Origin of the sequence: Hyphococcus sp., from assembly GCF_041986965.1 — a bacterium.
Classification (GTDB): domain Bacteria; phylum Pseudomonadota; class Alphaproteobacteria; order Caulobacterales; family Parvularculaceae; genus Hyphococcus.
In genome coordinates this window covers 402,798-421,417 of record NZ_JBHIXB010000003.1, presented here as the reverse complement: position 1 = coordinate 421,417, position 18,620 = coordinate 402,798, and the positions used below count along the sequence as shown (strand labels likewise).

Below are 18,620 nucleotides of genomic sequence, written 5' to 3'. Positions count from 1 at the left end.
GGGTTGTTCCCTAACTTTTGAGAGGAACACGCGCCGTTGCTGTCCGTGGACAGCATCCGCGACATTTGGCAGGGTGTTCCTTGTTTGGGAGGGGGCGCCGATGCGCATTTTATCGTTGTTTTTGTTGCTGGCGCTTGCCGCTTGCGATGACGGTCCGGTCGCCGCGAACGTGCCCGCCGTCATTGAAGATCCAAAGAGCATTGATGAGGATTATCCGCCGGGCGTTGTCGAACTTGGGATCGATAGTCACGGCGACCGGATGAACGGTCATATCTACCTGGCGGACGGGGCTGGCCCGCATCCGACGGTGGTCTTGCTGCATGGCTTTCCGGGGAATGAGAAAAATCTCGATCTGGCGCAGGCTTTTCGGCGTGCGGGATGGAATGTGTTGTTCTTCCATTATCGCGGCGCCTGGGGATCTGAAGGAACCTTCACCTTCAACGGCGCGATTGACGATGTCGCTTCCGTGCTTTCATTCCTGCGCGATCCGGCGAATGAAAACTTGCGTGTCGACCCTCAACGCATCGCGCTTGTGGGGCATTCCATGGGCGGCTTCATGGCGTTGCATGGCGGCGCGCGAGATGAAGGCGTTAAGTGCATTGTCGGACTTGCCGCGGCGAATTTCGGCGACCGCGCGGCGCTCGCGAATTCAGACCCGGAAGCGTTAGAAGGGTTTAGGCAATATTCAGATCAGCTGATCATGCTGAATGGTTTCAATGGCGACACGGCGGTGGCCGAACTGGCCGAGGCGGGAGTGAGTTTCGACAATCGTTTGCTGGCGCCGCAACTCACCGGCAAAAATATTTTTCTGATCGCTGGCGAGCGCGATCAGGCGGTTGATATTTCCGTGCATGAGCGGCACATGCGCGCATTTCTCGACGCCAAAGATATTCACATGACGGAATGGCGCCTCGATGCGGATCATTCGTTCTCATGGGACCGCATCAAACTGGCGCATGAAATCACGGCCTGGCTTGATCAGACTTGCCGGTGATCCTTACCCGCTCTGCGCGCGGTGAAGAAGCGCGTGGTCGGCGAGCGTCAGCGCCATCATCGCAATGCCGACGGGAATGGCGCGAATGCCGACGCAAGGGTCGTGGCGGCCCTTGGTCTGAATGGTGGTTTCTTCGCCTTTCGCCGTAATCGTCCGCCGCGGCGTCAAAATGGACGAGGTCGGCTTCACGGCGAAACGCACGACAATATCCTGTCCCGATGAAATGCCGCCGAGAATGCCGCCAGCCTTGTTCGACAGGAAATGCGGGGCGCCGTCCTTCATGCGGATTTCGTCGGCGTTTTCTTCGCCGCTGAGCGCGGCGGCGTCCATCCCGGCGCCGATCTCGACGCCCTTCACCGCATTGATGGACATCATCGCGGAGGCAAGGTCCGCGTCGAGCTTGCCGTAAACAGGCGCGCCGAGCCCCGCCGGCGCGCCGGAGGCGACAACTTCGATGACGGCGCCGAGCGACGACCCGTCCTTGCGCGCTTCGTCGAGTTTTTCCGCCCAGAGGTCGGCGGCTTTCGCGTCGGCGCACCAGAACGGGTTCTTGTCGACATTCATCCAGTCGAAATTATCACGATCGATTTTGTAGGGTCCCATCTGCACCATCGAAGCGCGAATCCAGATGGCGCTGTCATAAAGGTGGGCGAGAATTTTTTCGGCGACAACGCCGGCGGCGACCCGCGCCGCCGTTTCGCGCGCGGAGGAACGCCCGCCGCCGCGATAATCGCGAAAGCCATATTTCGCGTCATAGGTGAAGTCGGCGTGACCGGGGCGGTACTTGTCGCGAATATCTGAATAGTCTTTCGAGCGCTGGTCCACATTTTCGATCATCAGGCTGATCGACGTCCCCGTGGTGCGCGGGCCGTCCGTGCGGTCGTCCTCGAACACGCCGGAGAGGATTTTGACCTCATCCGGCTCCTTGCGCTGGGTCACGAATTTCGAGGTGCCGGGCTTGCGCTTGTCGAGGGCGGTCTGAATGTCTTCGGCGCGCAGGATGATCCCCGGCGGGCAGCCGTCAATCACGACGCCGAGTGCGGGCCCGTGGCTTTCGCCCCAGGTCGTGAATCGCAACATCCTGCCGAAAGTGTTGAAAGACATGCCTTATCCGTATTACTCGCTTCCCGCGCGGGATGAGCTTATAGCCAATCCCGCAAGAATTTCCTAACTCCCTGTTCTAAATGGAGTTGTTCTGGGAAAAGGAGCGAAAATGGCCGATCTTATCCCGCCGAGCCCGTCGGAAGAAGCCTACGCCGTCGATCACGATCAGGGCGATGTCTTCACCATCGGCGATCCTATCGCCCTGTTCGCAGACTGGCTGGCGCTCGCCGTCAAGAAAGAGCCCAATGACGCCAACGCCATGGCCCTCGCGACGGTGGATGAAACCGGCTTGCCCGATGTGCGGATGGTCCTCCTGAAAGACATCGATGCTTGCGGGCTGACTTTCTACACCAATCTGGAAAGCGCCAAGGGCCAGGAGCTTGCCAAGAATCCAAAAGCGGCGGCCGTCTTTCATTGGAAGTCGATCCGCCGTCAGGTGCGGTTTCGCGGGCCTGTGGAGCGCGTGACCGACGAGGAGGCTGACGCCTATTTCGCAAGCCGCGCGCGCGCCTCGCGTATCGGCGCCTGGGCGTCGGATCAGTCGCGGCCTATGGAGAGCCGCTTTGCGCTGGAAAAAGCGGTGGCGAAAAAGACCGCCCAATTCGGCCTCGGTGAGATTCCACGGCCGCCCCATTGGTCCGGATACAGAATAACACCGACGCAGATTGAATTCTGGGTTAATCGGCCTTTCCGCCTGCATGAGCGGCTCTGTTATCGCCGGGCGGATATTTCGTCGGCGTGGACCAAAGAAAATCTCTATCCCTAGGGGGGCGTCTTATGAGCCGGTCTGTTGAACGCCGCATATTGCCTGATCTGATGAAGCCCATCGGGCCTTATTCGCACTTTACCAAGGCGGGTGATTTCATTTCCATCAGCGCCATTGCAGGCGTTGATCCCGCAACGGGCGCAATGGCGGGTGATGATGTTGAGACCCAGACAGCGCAAATTCTAAAAGCGATGAACGCCATCCTTGAAGAGGCAGGCTCCGACTGGGCGCATATGCTTCACGTCAATGTCTTTCTGACGGATATGTCCCTGTTCCAGCGAATGAACGCAGTCTATGCGCAAGTGCTGGGCGAAAACGGTCCGGCGCGATCGGTGGTTGAAGTAAAGGCGCTGCCCAAGCCCGGCGCCTTGTTGACCATGAATGCAACCGCCGTCGAAAAAGCCTGAAGCGCGACTGCGCCTATTTCTGTTTCTAGCTTCCCCTTCCGGAGCGATATGACGCCGCCGCAGGGTAATCTCGCCTCTGTTACGTAAGATAACAGGGAGATGCGCCATGGCCGGGAAGCTCAGAACGATTGCAACCGAAGAAGCCTTTTCCATACCGGAGGTGGCCGAGGCGCTGAAATATGTCTCCCGCGGCCCCAGCCAGTCCCTCGACAAGCTCCTTGTCAGGGGGATCTACGATTCCAATGACGGCAAGGGCTATGACGCCTTGAACTTTCTCGACGGATTGCTCGATGTGGAAGACCGTCGTCTGAAACAGATGGACGATCTTGATATCGATATGCATCTTCTGTCGCTGACGGCGCCGGGCGTGCAGATGTTCGACGCAGACACGGCGACCGATCTCGCGGGGCTCGCCAATGACGTCCTCGCCGATATCTGCAAACGCCATCCGACGCGGTTTTCCGGGCTCGCCGCTTTCGCGCCGCAATCGCCCAAACGCGCCGCGAAAGAGATGGAGCGGGCGATCAACGATCTCAAGCTCAACGGCTTTATTCTGAATTCGCACACCAATGACGAATATCTCGATGATCCGAAATACTGGCCGTTTCTGGAGGCCGCCGAAGCGCTTGACGCTTGCATTTATATTCACCCGCGCGCGGCGTCTTACGGCCTTAAAGGACCGTTGCAGGATTACGGCATGGACTCGGCCATGTGGGGGTATGGCGTTGAGGTCGGCACGCATGCTGTCCGGATGATGACGTCCGGTCTGTTCGACAAGTTTCCAAAGCTCAAGATCTGCATCGGTCATATGGGCGAGGCGATTCCGTTCTGGATCTGGCGCATCACCTTCATGAATTCGCGCGCGCAGGAAGGTGACCGTGCGCCGAAAACGTCCCTCACCATGGAAGAATATTTCAAGCGCAATTTCGTCATTACGACGAGCGGCGTCGAGGACCATCTGGCGCTCGATTACTCCATCAAGAAAATCGGCGCCGACAATGTTCTGTGGGCCATCGATTACCCTTATCAGCCCATGAAACCGGCGGTGGAGTTCATCCGCTCAGCGCCGCTGGATGAGGAGACCAAGGCCAAGGTGGCGCACAAAAACGCCGAGCGCGTTTTCAGGATCAAGCCGCTGGATTAGCAAAATAGATTGACTTTAATTTGCTCGCAAAATAAACGCTTTCGCTATGAAAAACGAAAACACCAATTTCCGACAGATTTAGGCATCTTTTTAGGTGCCCGATGACTCGTGTGTGATCGCTAAACCAATCAAAAAAACCGTCACTCACACTCGGCAGTAATGCCGGGTCGTCTAATTGGTAGGACAGCCGACTTTGAATCGGTCAATGCTGGTTCGATCCCAGCCCCGGCAACCATTGGGCTTAAGCATTTTTCCGCATTTGTAACTAAAACGTAATTCCCTTAATCTCTAAGCGACTAAGGGAGCATGCCCATGCACATCATCATCGCCATTCTCGGCGCGCTTGCGGCGGCCTTCTGGGCGTTCACCCACTTCATGAACGCCGCCAATCAGGGCCGCGAGGCGGTTGGCGAAGTGAGAGGCGTGATCCGCCGGGGGAAATGGAACCGGCGCGTCGACCAGCGCCTTATCGAAAACCTTTCCGATCCGCGCGAAGCGGCGGCGGTGCTGCTTTATCAAATGGCGGCCTATGACGGCGCTGTCACCGACCGCCAGCAAGCGCGCATTATAGAAGAAATGAAAAACGTTTTTCAGGCTGATGAAGAAACGGCGCACGGTCTTTACGCCTTCGGCCGCATGGCGGTGGGCGAGATCAATGACGCCGGCAATAATGTGCGCAAAATTCTGCGGCCGGTTGTCGAGGTTTGTACGGCGGCGGAAAAGCAACAGCTTGTGGAGTTGCTCGAGCGCACAGCGGAGATCGAAGGCCCGCCAGCGGATATTCAGCGACGGCTGATCGCCGAAGCGCGGAGGGTGTTGCTTACCGAATAAGCCGAACACCGCGCCAGAAACAAAAAACAGCGGTGCGGCGAAACAGGGAGGATTGAATGGCGCAAGCACAACAACAAACGGCGATCACGCCCGTTTCCATCAACGACCTCATTGAAGCCGTGGCCGCCGGTCTGCGCGACTTTGCGCGCGCGCCACTTTACGGGCTTGTCTTTGGCGGCCTGTTCGCCGCGGGCGGCTGGCTTCTGATCGCATTGTTGATGGTTTTGGGCCTGCCTTATCTTGCCTATCCGCTGGCCATGGGGTTCGCGCTGGTGGCGCCCTTCGCGGCCGCCGGGTTTTATGCGGTCAGCGATCATCTGGAGCGCGGCGAGCCGCTCTCATGGGGCAGTGTTCTTGGCGGCGTGCGTGACGCAGTGCGCCGTGACTTGCGGTGGATGGCGCTGGTCACCGGCTTTGCGCTTGTCATCTGGATGGATATCGCCGCGTTTTTGTTTTTCGCCTTTACCGGCTTTCACGGCGTCGGGCCCGGCTTTCTCGACCAGCTTTTCTCGACGCCGTCGGGACTGGTTTTTCTCGTACTTGGCAATCTGTCGGGCGCGCTGATCGCTTTTTCTATCTTCTCGATTTCCGTGGTTTCATTTCCGATGCTCTATGACCGGGACGTGGATTTCGTGACGGCGATGGTGACAAGCGTGAAGCTCGTTTTGTCGAGCCCGGTGACCATGCTGATCTGGTGCGCGCTCATCGGTGTCCTGATGGGGCTTTCGGTGCTGTCCGGATTTGTGGGCTTTTTCGTCATCCTGCCCATCATCGGCCATGCGACCTGGCGGCTATATCGCCACGCGATCGAGCGCCCGGCGGAAGACGATTTTCCGGAGGCGGCGGCGCAATTTGCGGGCTGAAATCGGAACCTTTCCGCGCTTTCATCCGAAATTCCATCCGGAAATTTGATTCCTCCTGCTGGTTTTGGCTAGGTTGGCGCGGACGAAAGACATCAACATCTCACCTGGGAAGGAGACAATTCGTGCTGAGATCATTTGTAACTTTGGGGGCGAGCGCTGCATTTATGATGAGCGCGGCCTTTGCGCAGGATGACATGGCTGACGACATGGCTGAAGAAGCGGCGCCGCCGCCGGAACCCGTGGCGACGCTTGGCGATTGCGCGCTGTATAGCGAATCGCCGGAGATGCCGGACCCGAAAGAGGCGACGGCGGAAGATCGCACAGCGGCCATTGGAGAGATCAAGGCCTATCAGGCCGCGCTTGGCGAGTATCGCGCCTGTCTCGACACCATTTCCGGCAATGAAGAGCTGGAAGTCGATGCGCGTCAGGCTGCGCTCGATGAATTTAACCGGACCGTGGAACTGGAAACCGACATGGTCAAGGACTGGCAGAAGTTCAGCAAGAAATACGATAAGGCGAACAAATAGCGCCTTGCGGGTTACGACTATTCTGAATGAAGGAGCGCCGTTGTTTTGCAGCGGCGCTTTTTTTATGGCGCCGCTTTTTTCAGCCCATGGCCGGTGACGACATAGGCTGCGGCGAAGAGCAGGGAAAAGACCGGACCGAGATAACAGAAGACGGCCCAGGGCAATAAATCCACGGTCGCGACGCCGAGCGTTCCGGCCATGAAAAGCCCCGATACGGTCCAAGGCATCAGGGGCTCCGTTACAGTGACGGAGTCTTCAATAGCGCGGGAAAGATTTTCCGGCGCAAGGTCGCGGTCGGCGTAAGATTTCTTGAAAAGCCCGCCCACGATCAGTGACGTGACGCCGCCATGACTGGTGACCGCGATCATCACAAAACCGGCGGTCATGGTTGCCGCGATCAGGCCGAAGGCCGACCGCACCGACGACAACAACGCGTCCAGCAGCGTTTTCATGGCGCCGGAAACCTCCATCGTTGCGGCGAGAAGAAATGCCGCGATCACGAACATCAGCGTGTAGGACATGGACATGACGCCGCCGCGATTAAGGAGGTTTTTGAGGCTGTCAGTGGCGAAGCCATTTGCCTCCGGGTGAACAAGCGACAGATCGAAGCCGTTGACCAGCGTCGCCGCCGCCATTTCGACAGGAAAACCTTGTGCGAAGACGCCAATAAAAATCGCAATGACGGAAGACGTCATGATGACAAGCGCCGGCGGGCGTTGCAGTGCGATGCCGCCAATGGCGACAAAGAGCGGAATGGCGGCGACAAAATGGAGGTCGAAGATCGATTGCAGGGCGGCCTTGATCTCCGCGGCGCCGGTCAACGCGGTGTCATCGGCGTGAACGCCAAAAAATCCAATCGCTGCAAAAACCAGCGCCGCAATGATCGCCGGGGGCAGGCTCGTCCACAACATATGGCGGATATGGTCATAAAGTTTTACGCCCGCGCCGATGGCGGCGATATTGGTCATGTCCGAAAGGGGCGACAGCTTGTCGCCGAAATAGGCGCCGGAAACAACGGCGCCGGCGACCGGGGCCAGGGGCAAGCCCATGGCGCCCGCTGCGCCCATCAGGGCGACGCCGATCGTTCCCGCCGATCCCCATGAGGTGCCGGAGATCGTCGACATCAGCGCGGTGGCGGCGAAGGCGGTAAGCGCCATATAGCTTGGATGAATCAGGTCGACGCCAAGCGTCACCATGAGCGGGATCGTGCCGGAAAACATCCAGCTCGACAGAAGGGCGCCGATGGAAAGAAGAATGAGAATGGCCGGCAGGGCGTCGGCGATGCGCCGTCCTGCCTCTTTTTGAATGTCGGTCCAGTTGCGGCCCTGACGGATGACGACCGCGCCGCCCGCCGCCGCGGCGATGAGGATCGAGACCAGCAACAGATCGCTTGAAAAACCGATAGTGAGAACGCCGGCGACAATCGCGCCGAAAAGAATGAGCAGCGGAAACAGCGCGAGCCAGAGGGGCAGGCGGGGCATGTCGTTTCCGGATTGCGTCACGCGAGCGCCTGTTCAAGATCGGCGATGAGATTGTCAGCGCCTTCAAGACCGATGGAAAACCGCAACAGCGTCGCCGGGATCCGCGTCTCGCGCCCGGCGGGATCGCTTTTATGTCCGCACAGAACAAGACTTTCCGCGCCGCCCCAGCTGACGGCGCGCCCGAAGAGCTTGAGACGGTCGGCGACCGCGAGTGTTTCTGAATAGCTGGTGTCTTTCAGCGCAACGGAGAAAAGGCCTGAGTGGCCGCGCATTTGGTGTTCGAACAGCGCGCTGTCTTCCTTGCAAAAAGCCGGGTGATAGATCGCGCCGATGCGGGGATGATTTTCAAGATAGTTCGCGACGGTCAACGCATCTTCATGATGGCGCGCCATCCGGTCGGGCAGCGTCATCAATCCGCGCAACAACAAAAAGGCGTCGAACGGCGCCAGCACGGAGCCAAGCAGCATATAGCTTTTATAGAAAAGGCGTTCGATGAACTCCTGCGATCCCATCACGGCGCCGCCGATAACGTCGCTATGGCCGCCAATATATTTGGAACAGGAATGAAGGGAGAGATCGGCGCCGAGCGCCAGCGGCTTTTGCAGAAGCGGTGTTGCAACGGTGTTGTCGATGACTGTCAGCGCGTTGCGCGTTTTGGCCATGGCGCGGATTTCGGCGATGGGCAGCAGCCGGAACAGCATGGAGCCGGGGCTTTCCATATAGATGAGACGGGTGTTGTCGCGCATTTCACCTGCAATCACGTCAACATCCTGCGCGAAACTCTGCGACCAGGAAACGCCGAAATTCTCCAGCCGCGCTGCGAGCTCCAGAGTCGGTCCGTAAATATCGTTGACGAACAAGACATGGTCGCCGGATTTTAAAAGGCCGAAAAGAACCGCGCTAACGGCGCCCATGCCTGAGCCGAAACATTTACAGGCTTCCGCGCGTTCAAGGTTCGCCAGCGTGTCTTCAAGAACCTTCACTGTCGGGTTGGTTCCGCGCGAATAGACATTCGCCGCGTGCTCGCGGGAGAGACCGTCGAGCAGGTCTTCCATCGTCCGTTTGCGATAAAGCGAGGCCTGCGAGATCTGAGGAAGCACGGCGCCGTGATGATCATCCGCCGCCTCGCCGGCGCGCAGGCAGATAAGGCGGTCTTGAGGATCAATGGCGATCATGTTTGTCCCGTGCGCGCAGCGTTAAGCGCCAGATATAGCCCGCCAAGAACGCCGGCGTCGCCGCCGAGCCCGGGCGCAACAATGTAAGCGTCCGCATGATCCGCTTCCGGCCGGACCCTATAGCCGTTTGTGCGTTCCACAAACCGCGCTTGGATTTTGTCGATCAGGCCCGCTCGTTTCATCACGCCGCCGCCGAGAATGATCCGTTGCGGCGCGATGAGATAGAAGATGGAGACGCTAAGCTGCGCCAGCGCATCGGCGACGATGGGCCATGCCTCGTGATCATCCGGCAATTGCTCGGGGCTTAACCCCCAGCGCGCGTTGATGGCGGTCGCCGAGGCAAGGCCTTCGATGCAATCGCCGTGATAGGGACAGCTTCCGGCGAAAACCTGTCGGTCGTCATCTGTGCGTGCGGGTTTGATGTGACCGAATTCGGCGTGTTCCGGCGCGCCGACAAGATTTCCGGCGACGGTCGCGGCCCCGCCAATCCCTGCGCCGACGGTGATATAGGCGACGCTCGATAAATCCTTCCCGGCGCCCCACATAGTCTCGGCGAGGAGGGCGCCGTTGACATCCGTGTCGAGGATGCAGGGAAGACCGGCAGCGTCTTCCAGCATTTGATGTGGGTTGGCGCCGGTCCAGCCCGGTTTCGGCGTCGCGCCTATCAGGCCATAGGTTTTTGATTTCGGGTTGCGGTCGATGGGGCCGAAGCTTGCAAGCCCGAGCGCCTCAATGGGGCAGCCTTCGCTGCGCAGTTTGCGGATCCAGCCGGCTGCGGCTGAAATTGTCTCTGTCGGCGTTGTTGTCGGGATCGTCGTCCGCGCGAGAATGTCGCCGGGGCTTTTTGCGGCGATCAGCTTCCAGCTTGTGCCCCCGGCGTCGATCCCCGCAACGATCATGACAGCGCCGCCAGCCGGTATGTCGCCTTCATCCCAGGTTCGCCGTCGCAGAGGACGGCGCCGTTCCTTACAAGCCGGATCAGATGCGCGAGCACATTGAGCGCCGCCGCGCCGTGCAGGCGCTTGTCTACGTCCGCATACATGGCGGCGGTGATGTCCTTGATGTTGTCGCGGCCTTTTTTCAATTGCTCAACGATCTGCGCATCGCGCATGAGGCGATGGGTTTTCACCGCGCGCACGAATCGTTTCGGGTTTTCAATGGGCGCGCCATGGGTCGGGAAATAAATCTCGTCTTCTCGGGTGAGGAGTTTGTCGAGGCTTTGAATATAGGCGCTCATATCGCCGTCGGGCGGAGCCACAACGGTGGTCGCCCAGCCCATCATGTGATCACCGGTGAAAAGCGCCTTCTGTTCCGGCAAGGCGAAGCTGAGATGGTTCGACAAATGGCCCGGCGTATGCACGGCTTCGAGGCGCCAATCCGGCCCTTCTATGATGGCGCCGTCGCCGATGATCTCGTCAGGGGCGTAGGAATAGTCGGCGCCTTCGTCGAGCGCCGGGGCGTCTTCTTTTTTTTCACGCACCGGATGGGCGCCGAAGCCGATCAGCGGCGCAGCCGTGGCGTCGGCGAATTTGCGCGCGAGCCCGCAATGATCGAGATGGGTGTGGGTGATGAGGATGTGGGTGACGCGCTCGCCGTCGAGCGTCTTTAAGAGCGCCTCAAGATGCGCGTCGTCATTGGGGCCCGGATCGATGACGGCGACGTCGCCTTCGCCGATGATATAGGTCCCGCTGCCTGTAAAGGTGTAGGGGCCCGGATTGTTGGCGATGACGCGCCGAACGCCGGGCGCCACCATATCGGGGACGCCCGGCGTGAAATGGATGTCTTTGACGAAAGGGATCGCGGCCATAGGGCCTGTCTAATCGATCTTTCAGAAAAGGCGAAAGGATTATCTCGTCACTCCGCCAGCTTGGCGTCGATGGCGGCGGCGAAGGCTTCGGCCAGCGCCCGCATAGCGGTGAGTTTGTCCTGACCGCGCATGGCCGCGGGCGGGCCCATATCGGTCTTGTTGGCGTCGACAATATAAATGCGCCCGTCATGGCGGTCACGCAGAATATCGAGCCCGCCATAGTCGAGATGCATGGCGGCGGCGAAGGCTGCGATCTTTTCCTGCTCGGCGCGCGACAGCATGGCGTCGATGGGGGCGAGATCGACGCGGTGATTATCATTGGTGAAGCGCAGGGCCCGCGTGCGCTTTTTCAAAAACACATAAGGCGTGGTGCGACCGCCGACGATAGGCGTTCTGATGTCCACATGCTCCTTGCCGTCAAAAGTGTTCTCGATAATGCGCTGATAGACATGGCCCGGTTTCGGCGAGGCAATGGGGCCTTCGATTTTGCGGCCGTCATGCTTGCCGTTAAGCTCGGACTTTTCGACCATGACGCCGTGATGCGTTGTCGGGTCGACCTCAAGACTGTACCCGAAGACCTCCTGGAAGATACGCGCGACAACGCTTTTGCGAATGTCGAAACAGTTGACGTTAAAGGCGGGCTTCGCCGTCGGCGTCATGCGCGGCGCGGTCAGGAATTCGCTGTCCTCGAAATAGAAATGAAGATCGGCCTCCGCCGGGTCGTCGACGATCTTGACGTCGGCGAGCTGACATACCGGCCAGATCGCGTAATAGGAGCGCGGCTTTTTCGGAAAGAAGGAGATTTTCGCCCGCGGCTCGCGCCCGCGCATCATCCGCGTCGCGCGCAGGGCGTTCACGAACCAGACAAAGCTGGCGATGCGAAGGGCGTCTCTGGCGAAATCGGCGTTCAGCGGAATCTGTGCGCCGGTTTCGGTGGCGACCAGTTGATTACCGTTAATTTTGAATTCGCCGAAAATGGACATAGCGCTCCGCCCGAACCGCCCCAACCGCGGCACTGAACATGGCTTTTCAGACGATGACAAGGAAATAAAATGGCTGTGAGGCGCGGAAAACGTGATCTTTCGATAAACGGCGCGGCTTTTGCGACGGGGCGCGCATGTGTGCCGTTCGTAAACAAACCGTTAATCTCATCGCCGCAGCTTTTGCCGCTGGGTTTACCCTGCCGGCTATGGCGGCGGAAAACGGGCGTGAGAGCGCAGGCGCCGTTTCCATCGGCGACGGGTCAGGCGGCGTTACGGATCGCGCCTTTGTCGCGGCGCCGCCGAACTATCTTTATGTGGTGGAAAAAGAACGCGGCAGCTTTCTCGATTGCGGCGAGGGGCAAGATGGTCGCGCAACTGACAATGACGGCCGTGACATGGCGGTGTTGCGCTGCGGCGTCACGCTGACGGAAACGATTGTCATTCCCGCCGCGGCGACCAGCGCGCGCATCATCATTCACTATTAAATGCGAAATGGGTTAGCCGCCCATAAGGCAGCTGTCGGTTTCCAGCTCGCCCTCATCATCGCGGCGCGCATAGACCGTATATTTCTTGCCGTAGTCGAAACTGACGCCGCAGCTGTCTTCACTGGTCGTGTGCCAGACGGCGGTGCGGCCGGTGACGGATGAATCATCCGACGTCTTCACATCGAATATCGTCGCCATGCGATCTTCAACGGAACGGCGGTCGGCGCCGAGGATGACTTTCGCGTCGATGACATAGCCGGACAGGGTGATGTCAGGCGACACATCGGCGGGGCAGGTGCAGTCGGAATACTTCTTTAAAACCGGCGGCGCGTTGTAAGCGTCAGCGCCCCGTTCAACGCCTAGTTCAGCGCCTTGCAGAGCCATCGTCAGTAATAACGCAAACCCAATCATATTTCGGCGGCTTCCTTTATTCGTCTTTATCTATGCGCCGCATAGCGCCTGGAGCGCGGGCGCATGCCCGGAAATATCGTAACCGGCCGCGGCGGCTTCAGCGATAATCTCATCCGGCGCCCGTCCCTCAGACGCCTGCAAATAGGCCTGCAGGATCGTGGAGCGCGTACCGGTGCGACAGAAAGCAAGCGCCTTGCCGTCGCCATTGTCTTCTAACGCTTTTTTAAGGGCGGAAATATGGCCTTGAGAGATGCCGCGCCCATCCACGGGAATGTGAACGTAAGATATCCCCGCCTCCGTGGCGGCGCGCGCGATGTCGTCGCTTTTCGGCTGGCCCGGCGCCTCGCCGTCGGGACGGTTGTTAACGATCAGGCTGACGCCCTCTGCGGCCGCCAGCGCGGCGTCTTTGGGCGCGATCTGTTGCGTGACCAGGAACCGGTCGGCGAGTGGAATGAATTTTTCGGTCATTGAGCGCTCTTTAATCCCGTGTGAAAGTCGGTGCCGTCAGGCTATAAAAGCCGTTGCGAATTCTGGAGTGATATAGTCATGAACGCGCCCTTATTCCACCTTGCGATCCCGGTTGACGATCTTGTCGCAGCCGAGGCTTTTTATGGCGACATGTTCGGCTGTCCCCGGGGGCGGCGCTCCGACGCGTGGATCGATTTTGACTTTTTCGGCCATCAGCTGGTGACGCATCTGGCGCCGGAAGAGTGCGGGCGCGCGGCGGCGAATGAGGTGGACGGCAAGAATGTGCCGGTGAAGCATTTCGGCGTCATCCTCGATGGCGCAGCGTGGCGGGTGCTGGCGGACCGGTTGACGGCGGCAGGTGTCGATTTCGTGATTGAGCCTTATGTGAGATTCAAGGGCGAGCCGGGCGAGCAGGGGACGTTCTTCCTTCTGGACCCGGCGGGCAATGCGCTTGAATTCAAATATTTCGACGATATGAGCCGGCTGTTCGCAGCCTGACGCAGCGCGCTTATGAGGATAAGCGCGTGCGAGCCTGTCGGCCATTCCCAAGGGTTAGTCATCGTCTCCGATATCGCCAAGCGAACGGATCGCAACCCAAATATTCCAGAGTACGAAGACAACCAGCAGGAAAAAGATCAAAAACTGCCAGAACGTCATAATGCTCAATATGGGGGTGACGGGTCCCCCACACAAACGAATTCGGCTGGCGACAGAGAGAAGGCGCGATTTTGTGAAGACCAAAGCGAGCAATGCCGGATATGCGCAAGAGGCCGAGGATTTGCTCCGGCGCTATGAGGCGTTTTCTTTTGAAGAAGTGCATGAGCCGGTGCTGCATCTTTTGCCGGAGAAGCCTTCGCGGGTGCTTGAGCTGGGAGCGGGAACCGGGCGCGACGCCGCCGCTTTCGCAAGGCTGGGGCACAAAGTGACGGCGGTGGAGCCGACCGCTGAATTGCGCATGCCGTCCATGTCGCTTCATCCTGACCCAGCGATTGAATGGATCGGCGACAGCCTGCCTTCTCTCGCAACGCTAAAACATCGCAGCGCGGTTTATGACCTCATCATGCTGACCGCGGTCTGGATGCATCTCGATGAGGCTGAGCGCAAGGAAGGCATGGGCGTGCTCGCCCGGCTGGCGGCGCCCGGCGCCAAGATCATTTTTTTGCTGCGTCACGGGCCGGTCCCGGACGGGCGGCGCATGTTCAATGTCAGCGGCGAAGAAACGGCGGCGCTGGCTGAGCCTTATGGATTGAACACAATATTCAGCACGCGCCATGGCGCGTTGTCCGAAGCTAACCAGAAAGCGGGCGTGACCTGGACGCGGCTTGTCATCGCCAAGCCGGAACTCACTCCGCCCGGAAAATGATTTCCCCGTCGACGACGGTCATCACAGGCTCGACGGTGAGGATGTCTTCTTCCGGGATCGTCATGATGTCTTCTGAAAAGACGGTGAAGTCGGCGCGCTTGCCGGGTTCAATGGTGCCGAGCGTTTCTTCCTGAAAGGAAGCGTAGGCAGGCCAGATCGTAAACATCTTTAAGGCTTCCTCACGGGTCACCGCCTGATCGGGGCGCCAGTTCTCATCGCTGTAGCCGTTGACGCCGCGGCGGGCGACGGCGGCGTAAAACTCGATGCGCGGATCGCCTCGCTCCACCGGCGCGTCAGAACCGCCGGCGATGATCGACCCGGCGTCGATCAGCGAGCGCCAGGGATAGGCGCCGTCGAGCCGGTCCGTTCCTAATCGGTCGACCGCAAAGAAGAGATCGCCGATGGCGTGACTTGGCTGCATCGACGGGATGACGCCAAGTTCGGCGTAGCGGGGAATATCTTCCGTGCGCAGAATTTGTGTGTGCTCGTCGCGCCACCGGATATCGGTTTTATCGGGATGGGCGGCGAAGGTTTCTTCGTACCAGTCAAGCAGAAGCTTGTTGCCGCGGTCGCCGATCGCATGGGTGTTGACCTGCACCCCGGCTTCGAGGGCTTTTTCAAGAACCGGCATCGCCTCGTCTTTTTTCATGAGCAGGAGGCCGCTTGTGTCCGGGCGGTCGGAATAGGCTTCCATCAGCGCCGCCCCGCGCGAGCCAAGCGCGCCGTCCATGTAAAGCTTGATGGCGCGGGTGATGACGCGGCCGTTGTCGGTGACGCGGGGACCGCTTCCGATCAACGCGTCGAGCCCACTCTGGTCGATGGAATTGTAAACCCGCAATTTAAGCGCGCCGTCTCCGGACAAGGCCTCGATCATGTCGACATTGCCAGGATCGACGGACATGGCGTGAATGCCGGTCCAGCCATAGCTTGTGTAGACGTCGGACGCTTTGGCGTAGGCCTCGCGCTTTTTCCCGTCAGTGGTCTCGCCGATAAGGCCGCGGACGAGCCCTTGCGCATGGTCGATGAGGATGCCGGTCGCACGGCCTGTTTCGTCTCGTTCGATCTTGCCGCCGTCCGGGTCCGGCGTTTCATCATCGATGCCTGCAGCGTCAAGCGCGGCCGAATTGGCGACCAGCGCATGACCGTCGGCGCGCGACAAAAGAACCGGATTGTCCGCGCTGACGGGATCGAGGTCGTCGCGGGTCGGCATCCGTCCTTCGGGCCAGCCGGTCTCAATCCAGCCGCGGCCGAAAATGGTTTCGTTCTCGCCGGTATGCTGAACATTCGCCTCGACGATCGAAACGAGCTCTGCGATCGATCCCACCTCTTCAAGATTGAGCGTCAGCTCGCGCATTCCGATGCCGAGGAGATGGGCGTGGGCGTCGGTGAAGCCCGGATACATGGCCGCGCCTTTTAGGTCGACGATTTCAGGACTGTCTCCGGCGCCGGCGATGACGAGATCATGGGAGCCGACTGCGAGAATGACGCCTTCGGAGATGGCGACCGCCTCCGCCGGGCCCTTTCCGTCAGCGCCCGTATAGATGGGGCCGCCTGTGAAGACGGTCACCTGCTGAGGAGAGTCCGCGGCCGGCGCTGCGCCTTCACGTGCGCAGGCGGCGAGAAAAGACGCACTGAGTGCGACAAGCAGGCTGGAAATCCGTACCATTGGAGAGCTCCTGAGCGAGGAAGGAAGGAGAGGGCGTCGGCGACATAAAAGGTCTATCCATGTCCCTATAAGACGGCAATCGCCAACCGACGAATCGCAGCGCCCGCAAATCTATACAACCGGTGAAAAACGCCCCAATAGCAGACGTTTATGGTTAACAATGACGATAATATACACGCTATAGGGGAATCCGCTCCCACGATTGCTCTGTTATGTTGCGATGCAGCACTTTTTTTAAGTTAATACCCTCTAATTCAATTGACAATTCGAATAAAATTGGGAGATTTGGCCCTGTCGTTAAAAAAGGTTTAACGATGCGACTTCCGGCGTTTCCCGGATTTAGTTTTGAGTGGGGGACTACACCATGAAAACCCTTCGCTATCTTGCAGCCGCTGCACTGGCTGTGGGCTTTATGGCGGCGCCGGCGAATGCCACTACTTTCGTGTTTAAAGGCGACGGCCTGAATGTTACGCCTGACAATGTTGCTAACGTAGACGATAGCTGCGCGACAACCGGCGGCGTAAGCAACGACCTTTGCACCATCAATCACGCTGAAGGCTTTGAATACTCCAAAGACTCAGTCGTCGTTGATGTTTACGCCTATGCTGGCGTGACGACCCAGGACGATGCGAATGCGAACAATGCTGCGCGTCTGATCCAGGACATCAACCCGGCCGACTCTGGCCTCGGCGCATGGTCGGAAGACGATACTTCTGACGATCAAACCCAGTTTGATTCGCGTGAAGCAATCCGCTTCGTTTTTGACGACTACTACTCTGTCAACGACGTCGAATTTAACCGCGGTGGCGACACTAACTGCTCGACGCCGGCGAATGAAGGCGATTGCGGTTCCTTCCAGCTGTTTATTGACGGCGTGGACATGGGCACCATCGTTCTTGGCAGCGTCGTCGACGTGATCCCGGGCCTCGGCTACGGTAAGGACTTCCTCCTTATCGCCCTGACCGAAGGCAACGGCTTCACGATCGCTCAGTTGACTGTCAGCGACATTCCGGTTCCGGCTGCGCTTCCGCTGCTGCTTTCCGGTCTTGCCGGTCTTGGCTTCGCCTCGCGTCGTCGTAAAACGGCCTAACGCGAACAGCGTTAAATAGAATTGGAAAAGCCGGCCTTCGTGGCCGGCTTTTTTGTGTCTGGAAGGTTGAGTGTAAAACAACGGCTGCTTGCCGTTCGGCTTTGCTCAGATCTCTGCGGCGGCCTTTCGTTCCGCGATGATCCGGGTTGTCATCTCCAGGGATTGCGCGTTGTCGACGTCGATAGGCGCTTCCGCATACGGCATGTCGACAATCCCGATACTGACCCCGAACTTTCGGCTGAGCACCCGGAAAGCGCCTTCGAGCGTGAACCATCCATTCTTGTACCCAATCGCGTTCCAGAGGCCGAATGTCCTGATGGCGCGCATGGGCGAGCTTTTGAGGAACTGCCCGCCGCTACGGAACATCGCCGCGGCGCTGACCGCCTTGCGGTTCATAATCGCGAAGGTGTTGCAGTTGGTGTATTCCCCGTTTTTGAAGCGATGAAATCGCGGCTGGCCCTCGGGATATTTGGAGAGAAGAGTCTCTTTTCTGCAAAACGCCGCCGAGGCGTCAAAGCTTTCCGCGCCTTGTGCGAAAAATCGATACATCTCGCCCGTGAAGAGGGCATTGTCCGCCGTTGTGATAATGGCCGGCGCGTCATCGTCAGCGGTGAAGGCCGCCGCCACGCTGTCAAAAAGATTGTCGGTGGATTTCACGAACCGTACGAAACCGGCGTCCATCAGGCCGCGCACATAGCTGTCGCTCTTCAAGGGCGCTTCGTCTTCAATGGAGACGCTGACGCGGCGCGCGAGACCGCTGGCGATGATTTCGGTCAGCGTGCGTTCGATCAGGGATTTGCCGTCGATTTCAACGAGGCATTTGTGGCTGACGCCCGCGGCGGCGGCCAGCGGGTTGACGGCGCCTGCGCGTTGCGCCGCCATGATGACGAAGTGATATTGTTTTTGATGGTCCCCGCTCATGGGGTTGGCCTCTTTTTTCTTGTTGGTTGCGGTCAGACGGATAGGCAATGATGCGCCCACAAGCAATGAGCGGCGTCAGAAGCTCGGGCCAGACAGGGTGGGGGCGGATGGCGGCCGATTGAAAACCATTCCAA

At 59.1% G+C, this 18,620-nt stretch carries 21 protein-coding genes and 1 tRNA gene; 12 read left to right on the top strand and 10 right to left on the bottom strand.

Annotated elements, in window-relative coordinates; genetic code table 11:
- Window positions 1–100 precede the first annotated feature (100 nt).
- Entirely contained in the window at window positions 101–994 is an 894-nt protein-coding gene (locus ACFC5L_RS15765) for an alpha/beta hydrolase family protein (RefSeq protein ID WP_375203423.1), read from the top strand.
- Between the two features lie 3 nt (window positions 995–997).
- Here ACFC5L_RS15765 and aroC read toward each other — a convergent pair whose 3' ends face one another.
- Window positions 998–2,098 (bottom strand): chorismate synthase, encoded by a 1,101-nt coding sequence (gene aroC, locus ACFC5L_RS15760; protein ID WP_375203424.1) that lies wholly within the window; start codon window positions 2,096–2,098, stop codon window positions 998–1,000.
- A 109-nt stretch (window positions 2,099–2,207) separates the two neighbouring features.
- Here aroC and pdxH point away from each other — a divergent pair, with 109 nt between their 5' ends.
- The 7 genes from pdxH to ACFC5L_RS15725 all read left to right on the top strand — a co-directional run bounded on the left by pdxH (window position 2,208) and on the right by ACFC5L_RS15725 (window position 6,636).
- Complete coding sequence (pdxH, locus tag ACFC5L_RS15755; protein ID WP_375203425.1) at window positions 2,208–2,864, top strand: pyridoxamine 5'-phosphate oxidase; 657 nt, start codon at window positions 2,208–2,210, stop codon at window positions 2,862–2,864.
- A gap of 11 nt (window positions 2,865–2,875) precedes the next feature.
- On the top strand, window positions 2,876–3,271 hold the full coding sequence (locus ACFC5L_RS15750; RefSeq protein WP_375203426.1) for a RidA family protein: 396 nt from the start codon (window positions 2,876–2,878) through the stop codon (window positions 3,269–3,271).
- A 106-nt stretch (window positions 3,272–3,377) separates the two neighbouring features.
- Window positions 3,378–4,415 carry an amidohydrolase family protein gene (locus ACFC5L_RS15745; RefSeq protein ID WP_375203427.1) on the top strand — a complete coding sequence of 346 codons (1,038 nt, stop codon included), beginning with the start codon at window positions 3,378–3,380 and terminating at the stop codon, window positions 4,413–4,415.
- A 160-nt stretch (window positions 4,416–4,575) separates the two neighbouring features.
- Window positions 4,576–4,650: transfer RNA gene (locus ACFC5L_RS15740), tRNA-Gln, on the top strand.
- A 77-nt stretch (window positions 4,651–4,727) separates the two neighbouring features.
- Window positions 4,728–5,246 carry a TerB family tellurite resistance protein gene (locus tag ACFC5L_RS15735; RefSeq protein WP_375203428.1) on the top strand — a complete coding sequence of 173 codons (519 nt, stop codon included), beginning with the start codon at window positions 4,728–4,730 and terminating at the stop codon, window positions 5,244–5,246.
- Between the two features lie 56 nt (window positions 5,247–5,302).
- The gene (locus ACFC5L_RS15730) at window positions 5,303–6,109 is read left to right on the top strand and encodes a DUF2189 domain-containing protein (protein WP_375203429.1); all 807 of its coding nucleotides are present in this window, start codon (window positions 5,303–5,305) and stop codon (window positions 6,107–6,109) included.
- 122 nt (window positions 6,110–6,231) lie between these two features.
- Complete coding sequence (locus tag ACFC5L_RS15725) at window positions 6,232–6,636, top strand: hypothetical protein (protein ID WP_375203430.1); 405 nt, start codon at window positions 6,232–6,234, stop codon at window positions 6,634–6,636.
- Window positions 6,637–6,698: 62 nt separating this feature from the next.
- Here the strand turns inward: ACFC5L_RS15725 and nhaC are convergent, their stop codons facing one another.
- From nhaC to ACFC5L_RS15700, 5 genes are read right to left on the bottom strand one after another with little or no spacing between them, the layout of a single operon-like run.
- On the bottom strand, window positions 6,699–8,138 hold the full coding sequence (gene nhaC / locus ACFC5L_RS15720) for a Na+/H+ antiporter NhaC (RefSeq protein ID WP_375203431.1): 1,440 nt from the start codon (window positions 8,136–8,138) through the stop codon (window positions 6,699–6,701).
- Complete coding sequence (locus ACFC5L_RS15715; protein WP_375203432.1) at window positions 8,135–9,292, bottom strand: trans-sulfuration enzyme family protein; 1,158 nt, start codon at window positions 9,290–9,292, stop codon at window positions 8,135–8,137. Before ACFC5L_RS15715 ends, nhaC begins: the two co-directional genes overlap by 4 nt.
- Window positions 9,289–10,191 (bottom strand): ROK family protein, encoded by a 903-nt coding sequence (locus ACFC5L_RS15710; RefSeq protein ID WP_375203433.1) that lies wholly within the window; start codon window positions 10,189–10,191, stop codon window positions 9,289–9,291. Before ACFC5L_RS15710 ends, ACFC5L_RS15715 begins: the two co-directional genes overlap by 4 nt.
- Window positions 10,188–11,099: an MBL fold metallo-hydrolase gene (locus ACFC5L_RS15705; RefSeq protein ID WP_375203434.1), complete on the bottom strand. Its 912-nt coding sequence runs from the start codon at window positions 11,097–11,099 to the stop codon at window positions 10,188–10,190. Before ACFC5L_RS15705 ends, ACFC5L_RS15710 begins: the two co-directional genes overlap by 4 nt.
- A gap of 47 nt (window positions 11,100–11,146) precedes the next feature.
- Entirely contained in the window at window positions 11,147–12,082 is a 936-nt protein-coding gene (locus ACFC5L_RS15700; RefSeq protein WP_375203435.1) for a hypothetical protein, read from the bottom strand.
- A gap of 134 nt (window positions 12,083–12,216) precedes the next feature.
- Between ACFC5L_RS15700 and ACFC5L_RS15695 the strand changes: the two genes are divergently transcribed.
- Complete coding sequence (locus ACFC5L_RS15695) at window positions 12,217–12,567, top strand: hypothetical protein (protein ID WP_375203436.1); 351 nt, start codon at window positions 12,217–12,219, stop codon at window positions 12,565–12,567.
- A 12-nt stretch (window positions 12,568–12,579) separates the two neighbouring features.
- Here ACFC5L_RS15695 and ACFC5L_RS15690 read toward each other — a convergent pair whose 3' ends face one another.
- Both ACFC5L_RS15690 and ACFC5L_RS15685 read right to left on the bottom strand, forming a co-directional pair.
- Window positions 12,580–12,978: a hypothetical protein gene (locus ACFC5L_RS15690; RefSeq protein ID WP_375203437.1), complete on the bottom strand. Its 399-nt coding sequence runs from the start codon at window positions 12,976–12,978 to the stop codon at window positions 12,580–12,582.
- Between the two features lie 30 nt (window positions 12,979–13,008).
- Complete coding sequence (locus ACFC5L_RS15685) at window positions 13,009–13,446, bottom strand: TIGR01244 family sulfur transferase (protein ID WP_375203438.1); 438 nt, start codon at window positions 13,444–13,446, stop codon at window positions 13,009–13,011.
- Window positions 13,447–13,524: 78 nt separating this feature from the next.
- Here ACFC5L_RS15685 and ACFC5L_RS15680 point away from each other — a divergent pair, with 78 nt between their 5' ends.
- A complete protein-coding gene (locus ACFC5L_RS15680; RefSeq protein WP_375203439.1) occupies window positions 13,525–13,944 on the top strand; it encodes a VOC family protein in 420 nt (139 codons plus the stop codon).
- Window positions 13,945–14,176: 232 nt separating this feature from the next.
- Window positions 14,177–14,809, top strand: coding sequence for a class I SAM-dependent methyltransferase (locus tag ACFC5L_RS15675; RefSeq protein ID WP_375203440.1), 633 nt, complete (start codon window positions 14,177–14,179; stop codon window positions 14,807–14,809).
- Here ACFC5L_RS15675 and ACFC5L_RS15670 read toward each other — a convergent pair.
- A complete protein-coding gene (locus ACFC5L_RS15670) occupies window positions 14,790–16,475 on the bottom strand; it encodes an amidohydrolase (RefSeq protein ID WP_375203441.1) in 1,686 nt (561 codons plus the stop codon). The two genes, ACFC5L_RS15675 and ACFC5L_RS15670, sit on opposite strands and share 20 nt — an antisense overlap.
- Window positions 16,476–16,839: 364 nt before the next feature.
- Between ACFC5L_RS15670 and ACFC5L_RS15665 the strand changes: the two genes are divergently transcribed.
- The gene (locus tag ACFC5L_RS15665; RefSeq protein ID WP_375203442.1) at window positions 16,840–17,565 is read left to right on the top strand and encodes a VPLPA-CTERM sorting domain-containing protein; all 726 of its coding nucleotides are present in this window, start codon (window positions 16,840–16,842) and stop codon (window positions 17,563–17,565) included.
- A gap of 105 nt (window positions 17,566–17,670) precedes the next feature.
- Here the strand turns inward: ACFC5L_RS15665 and ACFC5L_RS15660 are convergent, their stop codons facing one another.
- Entirely contained in the window at window positions 17,671–18,486 is an 816-nt protein-coding gene (locus tag ACFC5L_RS15660) for an NTP transferase domain-containing protein (RefSeq protein ID WP_375203443.1), read from the bottom strand.
- Between the last annotated feature and the right edge of the window lie 134 nt (window positions 18,487–18,620).

Coding starts and splice junctions, on each gene's coding strand:
- ACFC5L_RS15705 (WP_375203434.1), bottom strand. CDS start 11,099: ATGGCCGCGATCCCTTTCGTCAAAGACATCCATTTCACGCCGGGCGTC.
- ACFC5L_RS15750 (WP_375203426.1), top strand. CDS start 2,876: ATGAGCCGGTCTGTTGAACGCCGCATATTGCCTGATCTGATGAAGCCC.
- ACFC5L_RS15690 (WP_375203437.1), bottom strand. CDS start 12,978: ATGATTGGGTTTGCGTTATTACTGACGATGGCTCTGCAAGGCGCTGAA.
- ACFC5L_RS15710 (WP_375203433.1), bottom strand. CDS start 10,191: ATGATCGTTGCGGGGATCGACGCCGGGGGCACAAGCTGGAAGCTGATC.
- ACFC5L_RS15670 (WP_375203441.1), bottom strand. CDS start 16,475: ATGGTACGGATTTCCAGCCTGCTTGTCGCACTCAGTGCGTCTTTTCTC.
- ACFC5L_RS15695 (WP_375203436.1), top strand. CDS start 12,217: ATGTGTGCCGTTCGTAAACAAACCGTTAATCTCATCGCCGCAGCTTTT.
- ACFC5L_RS15685 (WP_375203438.1), bottom strand. CDS start 13,446: ATGACCGAAAAATTCATTCCACTCGCCGACCGGTTCCTGGTCACGCAA.
- aroC (WP_375203424.1), bottom strand. CDS start 2,098: ATGTCTTTCAACACTTTCGGCAGGATGTTGCGATTCACGACCTGGGGC.
- ACFC5L_RS15745 (WP_375203427.1), top strand. CDS start 3,378: ATGGCCGGGAAGCTCAGAACGATTGCAACCGAAGAAGCCTTTTCCATA.
- pdxH (WP_375203425.1), top strand. CDS start 2,208: ATGGCCGATCTTATCCCGCCGAGCCCGTCGGAAGAAGCCTACGCCGTC.
- ACFC5L_RS15665 (WP_375203442.1), top strand. CDS start 16,840: ATGAAAACCCTTCGCTATCTTGCAGCCGCTGCACTGGCTGTGGGCTTT.
- ACFC5L_RS15730 (WP_375203429.1), top strand. CDS start 5,303: ATGGCGCAAGCACAACAACAAACGGCGATCACGCCCGTTTCCATCAAC.
- ACFC5L_RS15735 (WP_375203428.1), top strand. CDS start 4,728: ATGCACATCATCATCGCCATTCTCGGCGCGCTTGCGGCGGCCTTCTGG.
- ACFC5L_RS15765 (WP_375203423.1), top strand. CDS start 101: ATGCGCATTTTATCGTTGTTTTTGTTGCTGGCGCTTGCCGCTTGCGAT.
- ACFC5L_RS15660 (WP_375203443.1), bottom strand. CDS start 18,486: ATGAGCGGGGACCATCAAAAACAATATCACTTCGTCATCATGGCGGCG.
- ACFC5L_RS15715 (WP_375203432.1), bottom strand. CDS start 9,292: ATGATCGCCATTGATCCTCAAGACCGCCTTATCTGCCTGCGCGCCGGC.
- ACFC5L_RS15680 (WP_375203439.1), top strand. CDS start 13,525: ATGAACGCGCCCTTATTCCACCTTGCGATCCCGGTTGACGATCTTGTC.
- ACFC5L_RS15700 (WP_375203435.1), bottom strand. CDS start 12,082: ATGTCCATTTTCGGCGAATTCAAAATTAACGGTAATCAACTGGTCGCC.